Below are 16085 nucleotides of genomic sequence, written 5' to 3' on the forward strand. Positions count from 1 at the left end.
ATGCACATCAAAAAAATCCTGCGTAAGGCTTCACAATATGGCTTGCTGAGCCTGATTGCCATCATCTGTATTTTTCCATTCTGGTGGACGCTGGTAGTGGCGATGTCCACCGAGGGCAATCTGTTCGAATTCCCACCCACATTCTGGCCGCGTGGCATTTCGCTGGATAATTTTATAGAGGCTTTCCGCGTTATCCCCATCATCGCTTTCTACAAGAACTCACTGTTGATCACTTTGACGACAGTGCTGGGCAAGCTGGTCGTGTGCTCACTTGCTGCTTACCCTTTGTCGCGCATGCAGTTCAGCGGCAGCAAGCTCATCATGGGGGTGATACTGGCGACCATGATCTTGCCGTCTGAAGTCAATTTCCTGGTCAACTTCATCACCATGACCAAGATATCTTTGGTGAATACTTATACCGCCGTAGTGCTGCCAAATATTGTGACAGCAGTCTCGATACTCTTGCTGAAGCAGGCTTTTGATGAAGTGCCGCAAGACTTGCTTGATGCTGCTCGCGTCGATGGTGCCACAGAATGGATTATCTTTTACCGTATCGTCTTGCCATTGATTACACCCTGGCTGGCAACAGTCGGCATCCTGACTGCGGTGGAGGCATGGAATGAATACATCTGGCCATCCATCGTCATCAGCAAGCCAGAAGACTTTCCCTTGTCTGCCGGTGTGCTGTATTTGCGCGGCACTTACGGCAGCAGCACCCGCGTGATCGCGGCAGGAACCATTTTGACAGTTGCACCTATATTGGTCGCCTTTTTATTTACCCAGCGCTTTTTTATGCGCGGCATGGATGGAGCAGTGAAATGACGCAAGACAATAAACAAAACAATAAGCAAGACAAAAATGCGCAACAAACCCTGACACGCGAAGAAGCACGCCGCCTGGCCGGGCAACTAGTGATGATACGTATGCCCATCACCAGCCTGGATGAGACATCGGCACAATTTTTAAAAGACAATCATATCCGTGGCATTTGCCTGTTCAGGCAAAACATGGTTGACGAAATCCAGCTGAAAAAACTGACGGCTGATCTGCGCCTTATCTTGGGGGAGGAGGCGCTGATCGGCATTGATCAGGAAGGGGGCGCAGTCGTGCGTTCCACCTGGGTACCGCAGCCCCCGGCGGCAATGTCGCTGGGGGCCAGCGATGATCCTGAGCTATGTCGCCAGGTGGGCGCTGCTGTTGCCCGTGGTGTCAAGGCCCTGGGCTTCAACTGGAACTTTGCGCCAGTGCTGGATTTGAATAACAATGTCGATAATCCCGTCATCTCTGAACGCTCCTTTGGTTCTGACCCCAAACGCGCCAGCGAACTGGCCCTGGCCTGGATGGATGGCAGCCTGGCTGAAGGCGTGGCTTGCTGCGTCAAGCATTTCCCCGGTCATGGCGACACCAATGTTGACTCCCATCGCGACCTGCCTACCGTGAACAAGAGCCTGGCAGAATTGCAGGCGCTGGAACTCGCACCTTTCCAGATTGCTGTCAGCCGCAATGCACCCGCGATGATGACAGCACATATCGTCTATCCTGCACTGGATGCAGAAAACCCGGCCACCATGTCCAAACCGATATTGACTGGCCTGCTGCGCGATCAATGGAATTATCAGGGCGTCGTCATCACAGACGGCATGGACATGCATGCAATAGCGGGCCGCTATGGCGTAGGCAATGCCGCAGTACGTGCCTTGCTGGCCGGTGCCGACATGGTCATGGCTCTGGGCACCACAGAGACGCAACTGGAAACCCTGAATGCCCTGACAGAAGTAATTTTGTCTGGCCAGATATCTCTCGCAGAAGTACAGCAAAAACTGCAACGCATGGCTGACCTGACCAAGACCTATCCTTGCATAGACACCGCCTACCAGACCGACATGGCAGACCGTATCCTCATGTCCAGCGCCTGGAAGCGCGGCCTGACTACCCAGGGCAATGCACAACCGCCTGCGAAGGGCAGCAAGCTGCGCCTGGTCATCAGCGCCGATGTCGTCAGCGATGGCGTATCGGAAGCGGGTATACCCGCAGCAAAAGTCAGCGCCATGTTGGCAAGTTTGTATGATGTTGATACCGTCACCTTTGACAATGCCGACAGCTTTGACTGGAATGCCTTGCCAGATGATGGCCGCTTTGTCGTGCTGGCATCCACCGTGCGCATACGCTACAGCAAACAGGTGCGCGACACCTGGAAACCAGACCTGCACCTGGTCTTGTGGAACCCGTTTCAAATGCTGGACATTCAGGCTCCAGCACTCATTACCTACGGCTTTGCACCACCTGCGATTGATGCAGCTCGCGCCTGGTTTGCCGCAGAAGTGGTCGCCAGCGGCCAGATACCGGTCGTGGGTTTTTCCAGCGCTGCTGCATAAGGAACACAAGGAATGGCCGAAGTCAGACTGCAGCAGATCAGCAAATCCTATGGCAATAATCAGGTTTTGCAAGGCATAGACCTGCATGTGCGCAATGGTGAGTTCATGGTCTTTGTCGGCCCCTCGGGCTGCGGCAAATCCACGCTCTTGCGCATGATTGCCGGTCTTGAAGATATCAGCGCCGGTGAGCTGCATATAGACAATCAACTGGCGAACGATATTCCGCCCGCCAAACGCGACCTGGCCATGGTGTTTCAGTCATATGCGCTGTACCCGCACATGACTGTGTATGAAAACATGGCCTTCAGCCTGAGCCTCACCAGCATGAGCAAGGCCGAGATAGACACAGCCGTACAACATGCAGCCAGCATCCTGCAAATGACTCACCTGTTGCAACGCAAGCCACGCGACCTGTCCGGCGGCCAGCGCCAGCGCGTCGCCATAGGCCGCGCCATCGTACGCAAGCCAGGCCTGTTCCTGTTTGATGAACCGCTATCGAACCTCGACGCCAGCCTGCGCGTACAAATGCGCATAGAACTCAGCAAGCTGCACAGAGAGCTTGCCGCCACCATGATCTATGTCACGCACGACCAGGTAGAAGCGATGACCCTGGGCCAGCGCATCGCTGTATTCAACGGCGGCAAGATAGAACAGATAGGCGCACCGCTGGAACTCTACGACAAACCCGCGAATCTCTTCGTCGCAGGCTTCCTCGGTTCACCGAAGATGAACATCGTCAAGGCCAGGGTATTACGCAATCTTGGTGACGAGGTAGAACTGCAACTGGCCGCAGGCACGCATATCAACGTCCAGCTTGATAGCAGCAATTTACAAACAGGTGACGAAGTCAGCCTGGGCATCAGGGCAGAACACATCCTGCTGGCCTCACAAACCACAGAGCACAGCAACCAGCTCGAAGTATGCATCAGCTTTGTTGAACATCTGGGGGATGCTGCCATCGTGTATGCAACACTGGCAGGCGAAGAAAACCTGTTTGCTGTCAAGCTGCCAGCGGATACTTCAGACCTGTATGCAGGAGCTGATCTTTGCATACAACTGCCGGGGCATAGGTGTCATGTGTTTGATGGGGCTGGAAGGACTATGAAGAATTAGCAAATGGCCTGAAAGTTTGCTATTTGACTGCAGCCTTAAAGCTTTTATAAACAACTCAATCGGGATTTTTTATTCATTTCCATCCAAGATTTGTGCACAAATTGAGTGCCAGACATTGGCATCCAAAGCGATGGCGTTTGCCCAATCAATGCGACCAACAAAAGCGGGATGTGGTGCAAATCCATAAAATTGATTTGCACCGCGCTCTACTCCTTTTTCTTTCAGCAGGCACATACCTTCGGTAAGCAGATTTGTTTCTTGCCATTCTGGTGAGTTCATCATGATTTGAAACTCTTCAATATCAGAAGCAATGATATGGGTGCCTCCTTCAAGCAAATCCAGCCGCTCAATGTGGCCATTCTGTCTTTCAAAATACAAGTCACCAAAAGCAGAGCAACCTAAGGCACGCATTTTTCCAGTCATGGTCTTGGGCCAGTTAGCCAGCAAACCGGAGGTGTCAAGTAGGGAAGCGTCTATGAAAATATCCGACCAGGTGAGTGTAGTCATAAGTGTTGAGAGTTAAACAGCACGTAGCCACTATAAACCATGGTAGCGTGACTTATGCTTTGTTGAACTTTAGAATTATTTCTTTTCAGTAGCTAGGGCATAAGCAACAATCGCATTGGCATGCCCATGCCCCATCTCATGTTCGGCCTTGAGCTTGCTGACTATCTCCATGTGCTTCAATCCTTTGTTCTGCTGAATCAGGTCCAGCCAGTGCTGTATGGGCTTGCCATATTTCTTTTCTATTGATGGGAAATACGAGGCAGGGCCTTTGACTTTTTCTTCAGCAGACATGGTGTATTCTCTTTCTCGGAGTGTTTTAAAGTGAAGAGCAACTTCAATCACAATTAAGCATGCAGGCGCAGATTTCTTAAGCCTGAATTTGCATCATGCCAAGAATTGGCTTAATCTTATCGCAACTTTAGGTGATTTACGATATTTCGATGGAATTGTTTGAGTGATAGGGATGAACATATTCGCTGACAAAGAATATCGTTAAGCTAGGTATTCTTTAACTACTATTTGAGCGACTGAAATTATCTTGAGAAACTATCCAGCGACATGGTACGAACGTGTTCCCGCAGAGGTGTTCGCTTGTTTGCTGCCAGGTGAAATTCAGCTTCTATTATGCCCAGGTGTTGGCCTGGCAAATGGTGGCGCACGCTATCATGTTCCTTTCGAAATTGTGCCACCAGAACTGCGCATGCCTAACACCTTGCTTTGGGTAAAGCTCGATGAAAACATGAATGTGGTGAAAGTGTGGAAGCGAGAATTGGAGGAGTAGGGCGATCAGCTTAATGAGACGATTTTGACGATTGCATTAAGTATCAATTGCCGCAAACTTCCCCGCCAAAAACTCCACCAAAGCCCGCACCCGGTTAGGTATGAAACGCCCACTAGGCAACAGTGCATGCAGCGGATAGGCCTCAGTCTCCCAGTCCGTCAGCAGCGCCACCAAACTGCCATCTGCCAGTTCTTGCCTGACATCAATCAATGACTTGAAGATGATGCCCGCACCTGCTATCGCCCACATGCGGGCTAGTGAGGCATCGTCGGCGCTGCGGTCGCCTTTTACTCTGACTTCTTTCCATTTACCGTTTTGCCCAAAGCGCCAGGTTTTGTGCAGGCGGCTGCTGCGCTCGAACAGCAGGCAATTGTGATGTGCAAGGTCTTGCGGTGTTTGCGGGGCGGGGTGGTGGGCCAGGTAGCTGGGGGCGGCGCAGAGTATGGGGCGGCTTTGTGCCAGTACCCTGGCGACCAGACGTGAGTCTGTCAGGGTGCCATATCTTATTGCGACATCGACCTCATCACGTACTACGTCGAGTGGCCTGTCACCGACATTCAATGCCAGTTGCACACCTGGGTGCAGTGCCAGGAATTCATCCAGCCAGGGCAGCAGGGTGGTGCGGGTCAGGTCGGACGGGGCGGCGACGCGTATCGTGCCGACCAGGGCGGTGCGGGCTTCTGATACCTGGGATTCGCCTTCATCGAGCAAATCAAACGCCCTCTGCGCATAGTCGAGCAGGATTTGCCCTTGGGCGGTAATTCGCAGGGCGCGGGTAGATCGCTCGAACAGGCGGGTGCCCAACTGGGTTTCCAGTCGCTTGAGAGTGGCGCTGGCGGCGGCTGGTGTCATGCCCAGCACGCTGGCTGCGCCTGATAGTGAGCCGCAGCGTGCGGTTTGCACGAGTACATGCAGGTCGCTGAGATTTTCAATTTTCATTTGAAAGTGATAGTTATTTATCGGTCTTATCAATTCATGCTTCAGATTCTACAATGCCTGCACTGATCTGGAAATGTTTCTGGACACCATACCGATACTTAACATACTCAACATACTCAAGGACTTAACATGAAAGCCATTGCTTACCGCCATTCTTTGCCTATCGACAACACTGCATCACTGGAAGATGTGGCATTGCCAAAACCGACGCTGGAAGCGCGCGACCTGCTGGTGCGCGTGAATGCCATCTCTGTCAACCCTGTCGATACAAAAGTCAGACTGGGCCGCGCACCTGCTGAAGGCCAGTTGAACGTGCTGGGCTGGGATGCGGTGGGCATCGTTGAAGAAGTCGGCGCGGCAGTCAGCAATTTCAAAGCGGGCGACCGTGTTTACTATGCTGGCGCGATAGACCGCCCCGGTGCAAACAGTGAATTGCATGCAGTGGATGAACGCATAGTCGCCAAGGCCCCAACCACACTGGATGATGCACAGGCCGCCGCCTTGCCACTGACTACGATCACTGCCTATGAATTGCTGTTTGAACGCCTGGGTGTTGCCAAGAATGGTGGCGCAGGCCAGACCTTGCTGGTGATAGGTGGTGCTGGTGGTGTTGGTTCCATCCTCATACAACTGGCGCGCCAGTTGACGCAATTGCGTGTGATTGCCACAGCTTCACGTGCCGAGACACGTCAGTGGTGCCTGGATCTGGGCGCGCATGCTGTGATCGATCATTCGAAACCTTTGAGTGATGAATTGAAAGCCATAGGCATCAATGAAGTCGATATCGTCGCTGGCCTGACGCAGACAGCCCAGCATTACGCAGAAATCATCGCCAGCCTGAAACCACAAGGCAAGCTGGCCGTGATTGACGACATGGTGGCGCTGGACTTGATGCAATTGAAAGGCAAATCCATCTCCCTGCACTGGGAAATGATGTTCACCCGTTCGATGTTCAAGACGGTCGATATGGATGAGCAAGGCAAGCTGCTGGCAGAAGTGGCCGCACTGGTGGATGCAGGCAAAGTACGTACAACTGTGAATGCGAATTTTGGCAAGATCAATGCGGCAAACTTGCGCAAGGCGCATGCGCTGATAGAAAGCGGCAAGGCGCAAGGCAAGGTTGTTCTGCAAGGCTTTTAATTTAATCTCACCAGAATTCACCAGAAAGTTTTTATGCAAACGACGAACATCAATAAATCATTTGCAGCAGCCAGCATCACCCGCGATGCTGCGAATGCGCTGATCACCGCAGCCGGTGCTGCTGCCCGCGATATCGGTATCGATGTCACGATAGCCGTCACTGACAATGCCGGTCACTTGAAAGCATTTGAACGAGCAGACAGTGCCGCATTTTTGACGGTAGATGTGGCAATCGACAAAGCCTGGACGGCAGCCTCGTTTGGCCTGCCTCCTCACACCTGGACAGCGATCATTGGCAATGAGGTAGTAGCCCAGCTTGCCCACAGGCCGCGCCTGGTGGCCGTTGGTGGTGGTTGCCCGATTATTGAAAATGGCAAAGTCATAGGCGGTATAGGTATCTCAGGCGGTAATGCACTGCAAGACCAGCAAGCTGCGGAGATTACACTGGCTGCACTGGGTTTTGAAGTGAAGGCATAAGCTCAGACCCAAGCCCAGGCCATTTGTTGAGAGTGCATGCCTTCACTTCAAAGCCCAATGCACTCTTTTTTGTAGAGATCAAACAACATGACAACCATCATTAACCGCTCATTCGTCAACATTCTGGTGACAGTTTTACTCACACTGAGCATGTCCGTTGCCAGGGCAGAAAATACCAGCGGGGCAGATGCCGTAAAAGCGGCATCAGTCGATTTTTTCAACAGTGTCAGCCAACGCAATTTAACAGCAGTTGCGAGTTATCTTGACACTGAAGGTTTTACTGAATTCGTCGCTGAATCTGACAAGCTCTTGCAACTCGATGCGAATGCATTTGCCGGACTATTCAAATCTGGCGCACAAATCGATTTGCGTCTGCTTGATGTGCAAGTCAAAGCCACGAGTGACGCAGCGATAGTCACTGGCACCCGTGTTGGTGCGATTACCAGGCCGGGTGCGGCAGTCGTCGAAGCTAAATCGCTGATCACGATGGTGTGGTTTAAAAAGGATAATGCCTGGCTATTAAAGCATATTCACCTGTCACCTGTGACCAGCAATAAATAATCGATCGCTAAAGGCGCGGCAGCCACATACCCATAAACGCCACAAAGATACCCATGCCGCTGGTTGCACTTAAAACCAGCAATGTACCTGCCATGCCGAAGTGAACTGCTTTGTTCTTGCTGTCTTGCGCACGCAAATATAATTCACAGACGATCAGCGGTATGAGGGAATTGGCAAAGGAAATGAAGCTCAGGAATGGTCCCTCGAAAGTTTTGGGATTAAAGCCTGCCGGACCCTGATTGATGGCTATCCAGAACATCAAGCCTATGCGAAAGAACCAGACGCCGTTCGCCAGCAAGAACAGACGCAGTGCCCAGCGGCGGTGCAGGGTGAACTGACGTGCGAGAGCATGGCGCAAGGCCATGGCTGAGCAGACCAGGATTAATATTGCATTCAGGCTGACACCCAGATGCTGGGTAAAGTCACCCACGCCATTGCGAAACCACACCATGTATAAACCAGTCGTGGCAGCGATGACGAGGCTGGATAAATAAATACGGCCGTTCCAGCGATGGAATTTTGGTGCCCTTGCGCGGATTTGCGGGATCATCTGGAGTATACCGGCCAGGGTAATACTGGCCGCCAGAAAGATGTGCGTGATGATGGCGAAATTGCCTGGACTGTCGCCCTTGATATAGCCGTGGGGCAGTACTTTGCTCCATGCTGCAAGATCGCCTTTCATCGCTGACAGAACGTAAAAACCAAGGATGTAATAGACGAATAAGAGCTGGCCTATGATGGCGACTGAGAACCACAGTCCAGCGGCATATTTCAAACTAGCGCGGGAGAATTTTTCATTACCATATTTTTTTGCCTGAGGTGTGGCCTGTGCAGAATATATATTCGTTTCATAAGCAGTGTCTTGCGTCATTTGAAAACTCCCTTTTTAATGTGAATTAGTCGCGTCTGATCCTGCCGGACAGGCGTAAGTGTGCGTGCAACGCGTGCCTGCAAAGGCGGGTTTGCTTTTATGGTTTGTTACTGAAAAAATTCAGTGCGGTGCTACATCTGCCTGAAAAGATGCAGATAGCTGCGGCTGACCGGCAATACATCGGGGCGGCCGCGTATATGCAGTTCGGCAGTTTCATTCATGCCACGTGTGACTTCACTGACATAGTGCAGATTGACGATGACGGAACGGTGGGTTTGTGCAAAACGGTCCGGGTCCAGCTCGTCGCTGAGTTCACGTATGCTCTTGCGTATCAGCGCATCGCCACCCTCCCAGGCGACCAGGGTATATTTATCGTCAGAGCGCAGGAAAGCGATTTGCTCTACCGGTATCAGGCGCACGCTATTACCTACCGATGCTTTTATCCATTGCAGGTAGTTTGCTTTTGGGCTGCGCTGGCGCATGTCGCTGGCCATGCGGTCAAGCAGGGCATCATAGCTGGCACCAATATCATTCGTTTGTGTCAGACGTTGTTGCAGGCGCTTGACGGTATCAGCCAGGCGTGCTTCTATGATAGGTTTGACGAGGTAATCAACAGCACCTTGCTCAAACGCCTGTACTGCATATTGTTCATAGGCGGTAAAGAAAACGATATGTGCCCTGCGGGCAATCGATCTGGCGGCTTCTATGCCGTTCAAGCCCGGCATGTGCACATCCAGAAAGACGATGTCGGGCTGATGGATATCAAACATCTCCACCGCTTCGCGACCATTGCGGGCTTCATCGACGATATGCAGTTCTGGCCACAGGCGTGCCAGGTTGCTACGCAGATGTTCCCTCAGCAACGGCTCATCGTCGGCGATCAGCGCGGTGATCTGTTTGCTCATTGCGCTCATGCTTTGGCCCCCGGATGGAAAATTAATTCAACCCGCAAACCATGCGGTGTCAGCTCATGCAAATCGACACGCGCATCTTTGCCAAAGCAGGCTTGCAGCCGCGCTTTCACATTTGCCAGGCCAGTACCTGGTGCGGCAGTTTCTGCCATGCCTGTGCCGGTATCGGCTACCCAAAGTGTCACTATGTTGTTTGTGTCCTGCTTGCCACCGACTTCGATCGTACCACCTTCAGTGCTGGGGTCTATGCCGTGGCGCACGGCATTTTCTACCAGGGTTAGCAAGGCCATGGCAGGGAAGCGCAAGCCTTTTAATTCAGGTGCCAGCCGCAGTGCAAATTGCAGGCGGTCAGGCATGCGCATGTGCATGATTTCGAGGTAGGCACTGACTAATTGCATTTCGTTTTCCAGCGTCGCATCTGCATCATTCAGGCGTGGCATCGCGGCACGCAGATAGGCAATCAGGTGATGCAGGACAGGTGCTGCATTCTCTGAACCCGCTTCGACCAGGGCTTGCACATTCGCCAGCGTATTGAACAGGAAGTGTGGTTCTATCTGCGCTTGCAACAGCCGCAGGCGGGCATCCAGCACTTCACGTTCCAGCGCGTTCTTTTCCAGTTCCAGTTGCAGCCGGTCTGCACGTTCACGTTGCTTGTCTTCACGCTTGATAGCTGCGACGGCGACCAGGGACCCAAAAAACAACGCAAGTATCGTACTGGTAGCAAAACCTGACAAGAGATTATTCGCCCTGATGAAGTTCATGAAACTGCCCGCTATCGCCACATAGGCTGTCAGGCTGGCAAACGGTGCCAGCAGGCACACAGCGGTCACCCGCACCAGCCAGCGTGGTATCCAGCGCGGCAACCACTGCAAGCGCCAGGTACCAGAGACCGTGAATGCCAGCAGCATGACCATGGCGATGAAGGTGGTACGCTTGAGTACGAGCGAGAAAGGTGACTGGAAGACTGGCGTGGTCACCCAGGCGATCAGCAGGCTGATGATAAGCACTACGGCAATTTGTCGTAGTCTTGGCAGTGCAGGCCAGCGTGGGGAGGATGTATGTGCGGTTTTCATGAAGCTAAGATAGCTGTAACTGGTATTTTGAACAAGCCAGCCTGTGGGGATATGCGACCAGTGACGGTTTTCAGGGGCTGAGTGACGGAGCCAGACCTGCATTCACCACCTCTTGCTTAACCATAGTTTGCAAATCAGCACGGCTATCAGAACGTATCTGTCATTTTTCTCGCTTACACTGCCGGGGATTGATACGGAAAAGGGTCGGCAATGATGAAAAACTGTGTGTTCGCTGCAACAATGCTGGTATTCCTACCTGCAAAGGCGGACACTTTTCGTATCGCTTATTATGAAGGTGGCGATGCGCCCTTTGTCTTGCTGGACAAGGCTGGTCCCAGGGGTATTTTCCCCGATCTGATGACAGCTATTGTCAAGCTCAGTGGCGACAAGCTTGAGCAGCGCTATCTGCCCATGCGCCGGCTGCTCAAGTCATTTGAGGATGGGCAGCTTGATATGGAAGTGGGAGCCAATCCAAAGTGGCGTAGTCATTCGCCAGTGCCAGGTATGTATAGCATCGCCTTTGGCTTGCCCAGGGCTGTTCTCTGTTTCCGTCCTGGAGAAACACCAAAAGAACAGGCTGTCAGCGATTTTTATGGTCAGAAAGTAGGTGTGATCTCGGGTTATTCCTATCCCGAATTTGAAGTGGCTTTTGCCAGTGGCAAGATACAGAGGGAAGACATCTTCAATTCCCCCAATCTCTTGCTCACCTTAAGGGCTAAGCGCTTTGACCAGATCATCATCAGCAACTATGTGCGGCAATACTGGACCAAGGTCGATGCGCAGCGTTATGCCTGTGATGAAGGCCGCATGATAGATGAAAGCGAGATGATGCTGAGGCTGCATCCATCCAAAGCCGATGCCCTGCCGCGCCTGAATGCGGCCATCGCCACTCTCAAAAAGAGTGGTGAGCTTGATGCCATCTTCAGGCGCTATACGGATTAAGCGAGCAAGCCGGGATATCAGGGGGCAGAGGCTGGTGAAGCCAGCGGCTTGTCTTTATCCACGACATAGACTCCGACCAGCTTGATGGGTACTGTGCCATGGTTTTTTGCACTGTGGACGACACCGGCAGGGATGACGAAACCCTCGCCAGCCTTGACCTTGCGTGGTGGATGGTTGGCGACCAGCAACTCTGCCTCGCCTTCCGAGATATAACTGATTTCATCGCCAGGATGGGTATGCCAGCCTACCGTCGCACCTGCCGCAATTTCTACTCGGGCAATCACGTCTTCCTTGCCGGGTATCGACGAATCTGCCTTGGTGACGATGGTGCGGGTAATGCCTGTGTTTTGTGCCAGCAGGCTGGTGCTGATCAGCAATAAACTGACGGCACTTAATTGGCGCAGGATGTTGGTTTTGGTCGAATGCAAGATAGATCTCCCGGTTGGATAGTCATGCGCAGTTGTACATGTTTGCGCATGATTATAATTACAATCCTTTTTGAAAAGATAGTAAAGAGGAAATGAATTTGTCTTCGGCTGGTGTTGTTTCCAGAGGGGCGGGAGGCTTGCAGGTGTTGCGGAATGATGCGAACTGCTGTCCGCATCATTGTGAGAAAGATGATCAGGCGTCTGCAGTTTTTGCCATGCCTTCAGACGCAGCCTTGCTGTTGCCTTCTTTGTCGCCGGCATTGTCACCAAAAGAGACAAAGCGTGTCATGACCAGCACAGGAATGGCGCTGAGCAAAACCCAAAGGAAGAAGTTCTGGTAACCCAGCGCAACCTGTATATCACCGCTGATGGTCTTGAAAAACACAAAGCCCAGTTGCATGACGCCTGTGCCCAGCGCATAGTGAGCTGTCTGGTATTTGCCAGGCGCAACCACCTGCATGATGAACAGGATCAGGCCGACGAAACCAAAGCCATAGCCAAACATTTCGAATGCCAGCGCTGCGGTGATGACAGTCATGCTTTCTGGCAGGCTGCTGCTGAGGAAGAAGAAAGCCAGGTTTGGGGTATTCATCGCCAGTATCAACCATGGCAGCGCACGCTTCAAGCCCAGCCAGGAGGCAAAGTAACCACCCAGTATGCTGCCGCCCAGGAATGCGATGGTGCCAGCTATGCCATAAGCAGTGCCGACCTGGTCAGTAGTCAGGCCCAGACCACCAAGGTTTTTGGCTTCGCGCAAGAACAAGGGGCCTATGGTTTGTATCTGGCCTTCCGCAGCGCGGAACAGGATAATGAATACAATCGCCAGCCAGATACCGGGCTTTTTAAAGAATTCAATGATCACGTCTTGTAAGGTGACGAAGATGCTATGTACAGACGCCTTGCTTTCTGTATTTTTAGTGCCTGGCAGCGACCAGCTGTTATACAAACCCAGACCGAACAAGAGCACGCCCATGATGGCAAAAATGATCGTCCACGCTTGTGCTGGCGGCAGGCTTTTTTCTAGATAACCGGCCATATACACCAAAGGCCCCAGGGTAATGAATTTTGCTGCATTAAAAAATGCGCCTTGCCAGCCAGCATAACTCGCTTGCTGGGCGTTGCTCAGACTGGCCATATACAAACCGTCGGCGGCAATGTCATGCGTGGCAGAGGCTATGGCGACCACGCCAAGCAGGGCAATGCTGATCGCAAAATAGGCAGGCAGTTGCAGCGACAGTGCCAGCAAACCCAGCGACACACCACCCGTCAACTGGAACAGTACTACCAGCATTTTCTTGCTGCCAGCAGCCTCCAGGAAGGGACTCCATAAAGACTTGAACACCCAGGCCAGACCGACCAGACCCGTCCAGTGGGCGATCTGGTCATTTGGTACTCCCATACTTTTATACATCAGCCCGGCGATCAGGGCGACAGCATAAAACGGCAGGCCAGATGCCAGATACAGGCTGGGTACCCAGCGCATTGGCTGGGGAGTCTTGGTGTTTTCTATGCTCATGTAAGTGTCTCTAGTTGAGGGTGTTCTTAAACCCGGTGCGTTTATATTATTTTTTGTATTTATCTGTCAGCAACGCAAACATACAAGCCGCAAAATTGCTGGTCAACTGGTTTTATATTTGCAATGCCACTTAAGTGCCAGTAAGATGTGGCAAGGATGAAATTGACCTCAAATAATGCACATGTTTGAGGCAGTATTTCTGTATTCTTGCTATGAAATGGCAAAAGCTTTTACTATTTTTTTATAGGAGAGCAGGTTAAATACCACTTTGTCAGATTTTAGCACTGGTATTAAGCCATCGCTTGGCCATTCTGAGATTTTTCTTGATGCCGGGTAAGCTTGCCTGGCTGAATTGGTATTTCTGTACTGGTCTCAGCACACCCTGAAGCTGGATATGCTTACAGTAAAACGTTTTGCAGCATTGGATGCGATGCGCGGCCTCACGGTTGCTGCCATGCTATTGGTAAACAATGCCGGTGACTGGTCGCATGTGTATCCCTGGCTGGAACATGCGGCCTGGCATGGTTGCACACCTGCGGATCTTATCTTCCCGTCCTTCTTGTTCATCATGGGTGCGTCTTTAGCGATGTCTGTGGATGCGCAAATCAGTAAAGCTGGCCATATTGTTGATATACGCAAGAAAGTACTCTGGCGCGGTTTGCGACTGTTCATGCTGGGTATCAGCTTGCACCTCGTCGCCTGGGTCTTGATAGACGGGCGTCAATTCCGCCTGCTTGGGGTCTTGCAGCGCATAGGCATTTGTTATGCAGTGGTAGCTTTCCTGATGACCTACGTGCGGCAATTGTCCAGCCTGGCGTTGCTCTGCCTCGCGGCCATGCTGGCATATTGGGCTTTGCTGGGCTGGGGCGGTTCGTATGAACCACATCTGAACCTGGTCGATAAAATAGATACTGCCATGCTCGGCAAACTGGCGTATAGCTTTGATGTACAAACCGGTCTCGCGCAAGAGCCCGAAGGTTTGCTTTCTACAGTGATGGCAATGATGAGTGTCTTGACCGGCGTCTGGGCGGGCAGGGCCATGCGTGATGCGCAGTTGATGCACATGCTGGCAGGTGCGGCTGGCTTGATATTGTTGGCGCTGATCTGGTCAGCTTATCTGCCTTTCAATAAACAACTGTGGACGCCATCTTTTGTGTGCTGGACCAGTGCCTGGGCGATCTTGCTCTTGCTGGGCATGCATCTGCTGATAGACAGGCAGGGCTGGCCTGCGATTAGTAAAAGCCTGGGTGTGAATGCGATAGCCGTTTATGCGGGCGCATGGCTGGCAACTTGTGTGCTGGCCTGGACTGGTTGGGCAAATGCGATCTACCAGCATGTATTTATAGCTGTGCTGCAAAAGCAAACAGGCGAAGAATTTTCATCCTTCGCCTATGCAGCATGCTTTACTTTGGTGTTTGCCGGCCTGGCATTTGCCATGAACAAAAAGGGCTGGCGGATAGTGATCTGAGGTTTTGCTTCTTTATTACATCATCAGGGCAGTAGCCAGAGTATCTATCTGTTCTTCCTGCTCTTCCATGATGATCTGGAAGTTACTGTCTTCAGTATCAAAATTCAGGCGGCGGGCAAATTTCTTATTGTATTCCCTGTCCACATCATGCAGAGGCGACAGCACTGGTGCGATGTCATTCGCCAGGATCAGGGTGTCACCCAAGGATTCTGGAGGGAAGGCGCAAACGCCATGCCACATGGCTTCTACTGCCTGCATGACGCTCTCGGGTATGCCCAGCTGGCGCATAATGCCGCGGCCTATCATGCGTTCGCCGTATTCAATCCAGATTTCTGGTTCGCCATCAAGCAAGCCAGGGAATTCTTCTGCACGGGAGATCAGGTAAAAGCCGCCAATTTCATGCACGATACCGGCAAACATGGCAGTTTCAGGATCTACCCTGGTGACCTGTTTGGCAATGACCTGCGCCAGTGAAGAGACATGGGCAGAGTGTTCCCACAATCTGTCGGCCTTGTGCTTTAAAACCGGGTCAGTGACCTTGCTATTGAGTTGGCGCACGATGACGGCAGCCAGCATGGCTTTGAGAGTACGGAAACCGAGGCGGTTGACCGCGAGCCGGACGTGCGTAATTTCATTCGTCGAACGGCGGTAGGCTGCCGAATTGGCGATGGCAACAGTGCGGGCTGAAAGCAAGGGATCAGCCATGATGAGCTTGGCTGCCGTATCTATATGGCAATCGGGATCGTCCAGGGTACGTTGTAGTCTTAGCGAAGCTTCCACATTGGTAGGGAAGACGATGTCCCCACGATTTACCTCTGCGGCTATGCTTTTAAAAATTTCCAACCTGTCCATGACTTTCTCCCGGTAAACATCTGGCGATTCCTCCACTCATAGGCTATTGCTGCATGAGTTTGCATGCTGTGCTTGTACAGAATGCTAAAAGTTGCCTTGAGGAATGATTGACTGTCTGTATGATAGTCAAT

General features: G+C 52.1%; 18 protein-coding genes. 9 read left to right on the forward strand and 9 right to left on the reverse strand.

Annotated features, from left to right (window positions below; translation table 11 throughout):
- From UNDYM_RS07420 to UNDYM_RS07430, 3 genes are read left to right on the forward strand one after another with little or no spacing between them, the layout of a single operon-like run.
- The gene (locus UNDYM_RS07420; RefSeq protein ID WP_232063811.1) at positions 1-822 is read left to right on the forward strand and encodes a carbohydrate ABC transporter permease; all 822 of its coding nucleotides are present in this window, start codon (positions 1-3) and stop codon (positions 820-822) included.
- Entirely contained in the window at positions 819-2375 is a 1557-nt protein-coding gene (gene nagZ, locus UNDYM_RS07425) for a beta-N-acetylhexosaminidase (RefSeq protein WP_370529450.1), read from the forward strand. Before UNDYM_RS07420 ends, nagZ begins: the two co-directional genes overlap by 4 nt.
- 12 nt (positions 2376-2387) lie before the next feature.
- On the forward strand, positions 2388-3488 hold the full coding sequence (locus UNDYM_RS07430; RefSeq protein WP_162040470.1) for an ABC transporter ATP-binding protein: 1101 nt from the start codon (positions 2388-2390) through the stop codon (positions 3486-3488).
- A gap of 69 nt (positions 3489-3557) precedes the next feature.
- On the opposite strand, the gene UNDYM_RS07435 is transcribed toward UNDYM_RS07430, so the two are convergent.
- Positions 3558-3995 (reverse strand): hypothetical protein, encoded by a 438-nt coding sequence (locus UNDYM_RS07435; RefSeq protein WP_162040471.1) that lies wholly within the window; start codon positions 3993-3995, stop codon positions 3558-3560.
- A 75-nt stretch (positions 3996-4070) separates the two neighbouring features.
- Positions 4071-4286: a DUF4287 domain-containing protein gene (locus tag UNDYM_RS07440; RefSeq protein WP_162040472.1), complete on the reverse strand. Its 216-nt coding sequence runs from the start codon at positions 4284-4286 to the stop codon at positions 4071-4073.
- Between the two features lie 247 nt (positions 4287-4533).
- Here UNDYM_RS07440 and UNDYM_RS07445 point away from each other — a divergent pair, with 247 nt between their 5' ends.
- The gene (locus UNDYM_RS07445; RefSeq protein ID WP_162040473.1) at positions 4534-4776 is read left to right on the forward strand and encodes a hypothetical protein; all 243 of its coding nucleotides are present in this window, start codon (positions 4534-4536) and stop codon (positions 4774-4776) included.
- Between the two features lie 36 nt (positions 4777-4812).
- Here UNDYM_RS07445 and UNDYM_RS07450 read toward each other — a convergent pair whose 3' ends face one another.
- On the reverse strand, positions 4813-5715 hold the full coding sequence (locus UNDYM_RS07450; protein WP_162040474.1) for a LysR family transcriptional regulator: 903 nt from the start codon (positions 5713-5715) through the stop codon (positions 4813-4815).
- A gap of 129 nt (positions 5716-5844) precedes the next feature.
- Between UNDYM_RS07450 and UNDYM_RS07455 the strand changes: the two genes are divergently transcribed.
- From UNDYM_RS07455 to UNDYM_RS07465, 3 genes are all read left to right on the forward strand, one after another.
- Positions 5845-6855 (forward strand): zinc-binding alcohol dehydrogenase family protein, encoded by a 1011-nt coding sequence (locus UNDYM_RS07455; protein ID WP_162040475.1) that lies wholly within the window; start codon positions 5845-5847, stop codon positions 6853-6855.
- Between the two features lie 33 nt (positions 6856-6888).
- Positions 6889-7332 (forward strand): heme-binding protein, encoded by a 444-nt coding sequence (locus UNDYM_RS07460; RefSeq protein ID WP_232063816.1) that lies wholly within the window; start codon positions 6889-6891, stop codon positions 7330-7332.
- Positions 7333-7419: 87 nt separating this feature from the next.
- Positions 7420-7893, forward strand: a complete 474-nt coding sequence (locus UNDYM_RS07465; RefSeq protein WP_162040476.1) for a nuclear transport factor 2 family protein — start codon at positions 7420-7422, stop codon at positions 7891-7893.
- Between the two features lie 7 nt (positions 7894-7900).
- Here the strand turns inward: UNDYM_RS07465 and UNDYM_RS07470 are convergent, their stop codons facing one another.
- The 3 genes from UNDYM_RS07470 to UNDYM_RS07480 form a co-directional block, all read right to left on the reverse strand.
- Complete coding sequence (locus tag UNDYM_RS07470; RefSeq protein WP_162040477.1) at positions 7901-8764, reverse strand: DUF2306 domain-containing protein; 864 nt, start codon at positions 8762-8764, stop codon at positions 7901-7903.
- A 131-nt stretch (positions 8765-8895) separates the two neighbouring features.
- Positions 8896-9669 carry a LytTR family DNA-binding domain-containing protein gene (locus tag UNDYM_RS07475; RefSeq protein ID WP_162040478.1) on the reverse strand — a complete coding sequence of 258 codons (774 nt, stop codon included), beginning with the start codon at positions 9667-9669 and terminating at the stop codon, positions 8896-8898.
- Positions 9670-9674: 5 nt separating this feature from the next.
- Positions 9675-10850 carry a sensor histidine kinase gene (locus UNDYM_RS07480; protein WP_162040479.1) on the reverse strand — a complete coding sequence of 392 codons (1176 nt, stop codon included), beginning with the start codon at positions 10848-10850 and terminating at the stop codon, positions 9675-9677.
- A 108-nt stretch (positions 10851-10958) separates the two neighbouring features.
- On the opposite strand from UNDYM_RS07480, the gene UNDYM_RS07485 reads away from it, so the two are divergent.
- The gene (locus tag UNDYM_RS07485; protein ID WP_162040480.1) at positions 10959-11690 is read left to right on the forward strand and encodes an ABC transporter substrate-binding protein; all 732 of its coding nucleotides are present in this window, start codon (positions 10959-10961) and stop codon (positions 11688-11690) included.
- 17 nt (positions 11691-11707) lie between these two features.
- On the opposite strand, the gene UNDYM_RS30540 is transcribed toward UNDYM_RS07485, so the two are convergent.
- Positions 11708-12097 carry a cupin domain-containing protein gene (locus UNDYM_RS30540; protein ID WP_370529479.1) on the reverse strand — a complete coding sequence of 130 codons (390 nt, stop codon included), beginning with the start codon at positions 12095-12097 and terminating at the stop codon, positions 11708-11710.
- Positions 12098-12311: 214 nt separating this feature from the next.
- Positions 12312-13634, reverse strand: a complete 1323-nt coding sequence (locus UNDYM_RS07495; protein WP_162040482.1) for an MFS transporter — start codon at positions 13632-13634, stop codon at positions 12312-12314.
- 394 nt (positions 13635-14028) lie between these two features.
- On the opposite strand from UNDYM_RS07495, the gene UNDYM_RS07500 reads away from it, so the two are divergent.
- Positions 14029-15102, forward strand: a complete 1074-nt coding sequence (locus UNDYM_RS07500) for an acyltransferase family protein (protein WP_162040483.1) — start codon at positions 14029-14031, stop codon at positions 15100-15102.
- 15 nt (positions 15103-15117) lie between these two features.
- Here the strand turns inward: UNDYM_RS07500 and UNDYM_RS07505 are convergent, their stop codons facing one another.
- On the reverse strand, positions 15118-15954 hold the full coding sequence (locus tag UNDYM_RS07505; protein ID WP_162040484.1) for an HDOD domain-containing protein: 837 nt from the start codon (positions 15952-15954) through the stop codon (positions 15118-15120).
- Between the last annotated feature and the right edge of the window lie 131 nt (positions 15955-16085).

It is taken from the genome of Undibacterium sp. YM2 (genome assembly GCF_009937975.1).
Lineage (GTDB): Bacteria > Pseudomonadota > Gammaproteobacteria > Burkholderiales > Burkholderiaceae_D > Undibacterium.

Bases quoted from the DNA above. Each gene is read 5' to 3' on its own strand.
- UNDYM_RS07420 (WP_232063811.1), top strand. From the start codon at position 1: ATGCACATCAAAAAAATCCTGCGTAAGGCTTCACAATATGGCTTGCTG.
- nagZ (WP_370529450.1), top strand. From the start codon at position 819: ATGACGCAAGACAATAAACAAAACAATAAGCAAGACAAAAATGCGCAA.
- UNDYM_RS07430 (WP_162040470.1), top strand. From the start codon at position 2,388: ATGGCCGAAGTCAGACTGCAGCAGATCAGCAAATCCTATGGCAATAAT.
- UNDYM_RS07435 (WP_162040471.1), bottom strand. From the start codon at position 3,995: ATGACTACACTCACCTGGTCGGATATTTTCATAGACGCTTCCCTACTT.
- UNDYM_RS07440 (WP_162040472.1), bottom strand. From the start codon at position 4,286: ATGTCTGCTGAAGAAAAAGTCAAAGGCCCTGCCTCGTATTTCCCATCA.
- UNDYM_RS07450 (WP_162040474.1), bottom strand. From the start codon at position 5,715: ATGAAAATTGAAAATCTCAGCGACCTGCATGTACTCGTGCAAACCGCA.
- UNDYM_RS07455 (WP_162040475.1), top strand. From the start codon at position 5,845: ATGAAAGCCATTGCTTACCGCCATTCTTTGCCTATCGACAACACTGCA.
- UNDYM_RS07460 (WP_232063816.1), top strand. From the start codon at position 6,889: ATGCAAACGACGAACATCAATAAATCATTTGCAGCAGCCAGCATCACC.
- UNDYM_RS07465 (WP_162040476.1), top strand. From the start codon at position 7,420: ATGACAACCATCATTAACCGCTCATTCGTCAACATTCTGGTGACAGTT.
- UNDYM_RS07470 (WP_162040477.1), bottom strand. From the start codon at position 8,764: ATGACGCAAGACACTGCTTATGAAACGAATATATATTCTGCACAGGCC.
- UNDYM_RS07475 (WP_162040478.1), bottom strand. From the start codon at position 9,669: ATGAGCAAACAGATCACCGCGCTGATCGCCGACGATGAGCCGTTGCTG.
- UNDYM_RS07480 (WP_162040479.1), bottom strand. From the start codon at position 10,850: ATGCAGGTCTGGCTCCGTCACTCAGCCCCTGAAAACCGTCACTGGTCG.
- UNDYM_RS07485 (WP_162040480.1), top strand. From the start codon at position 10,959: ATGATGAAAAACTGTGTGTTCGCTGCAACAATGCTGGTATTCCTACCT.
- UNDYM_RS07495 (WP_162040482.1), bottom strand. From the start codon at position 13,634: ATGAGCATAGAAAACACCAAGACTCCCCAGCCAATGCGCTGGGTACCC.
- UNDYM_RS07500 (WP_162040483.1), top strand. From the start codon at position 14,029: ATGCTTACAGTAAAACGTTTTGCAGCATTGGATGCGATGCGCGGCCTC.
- UNDYM_RS07505 (WP_162040484.1), bottom strand. From the start codon at position 15,954: ATGGACAGGTTGGAAATTTTTAAAAGCATAGCCGCAGAGGTAAATCGT.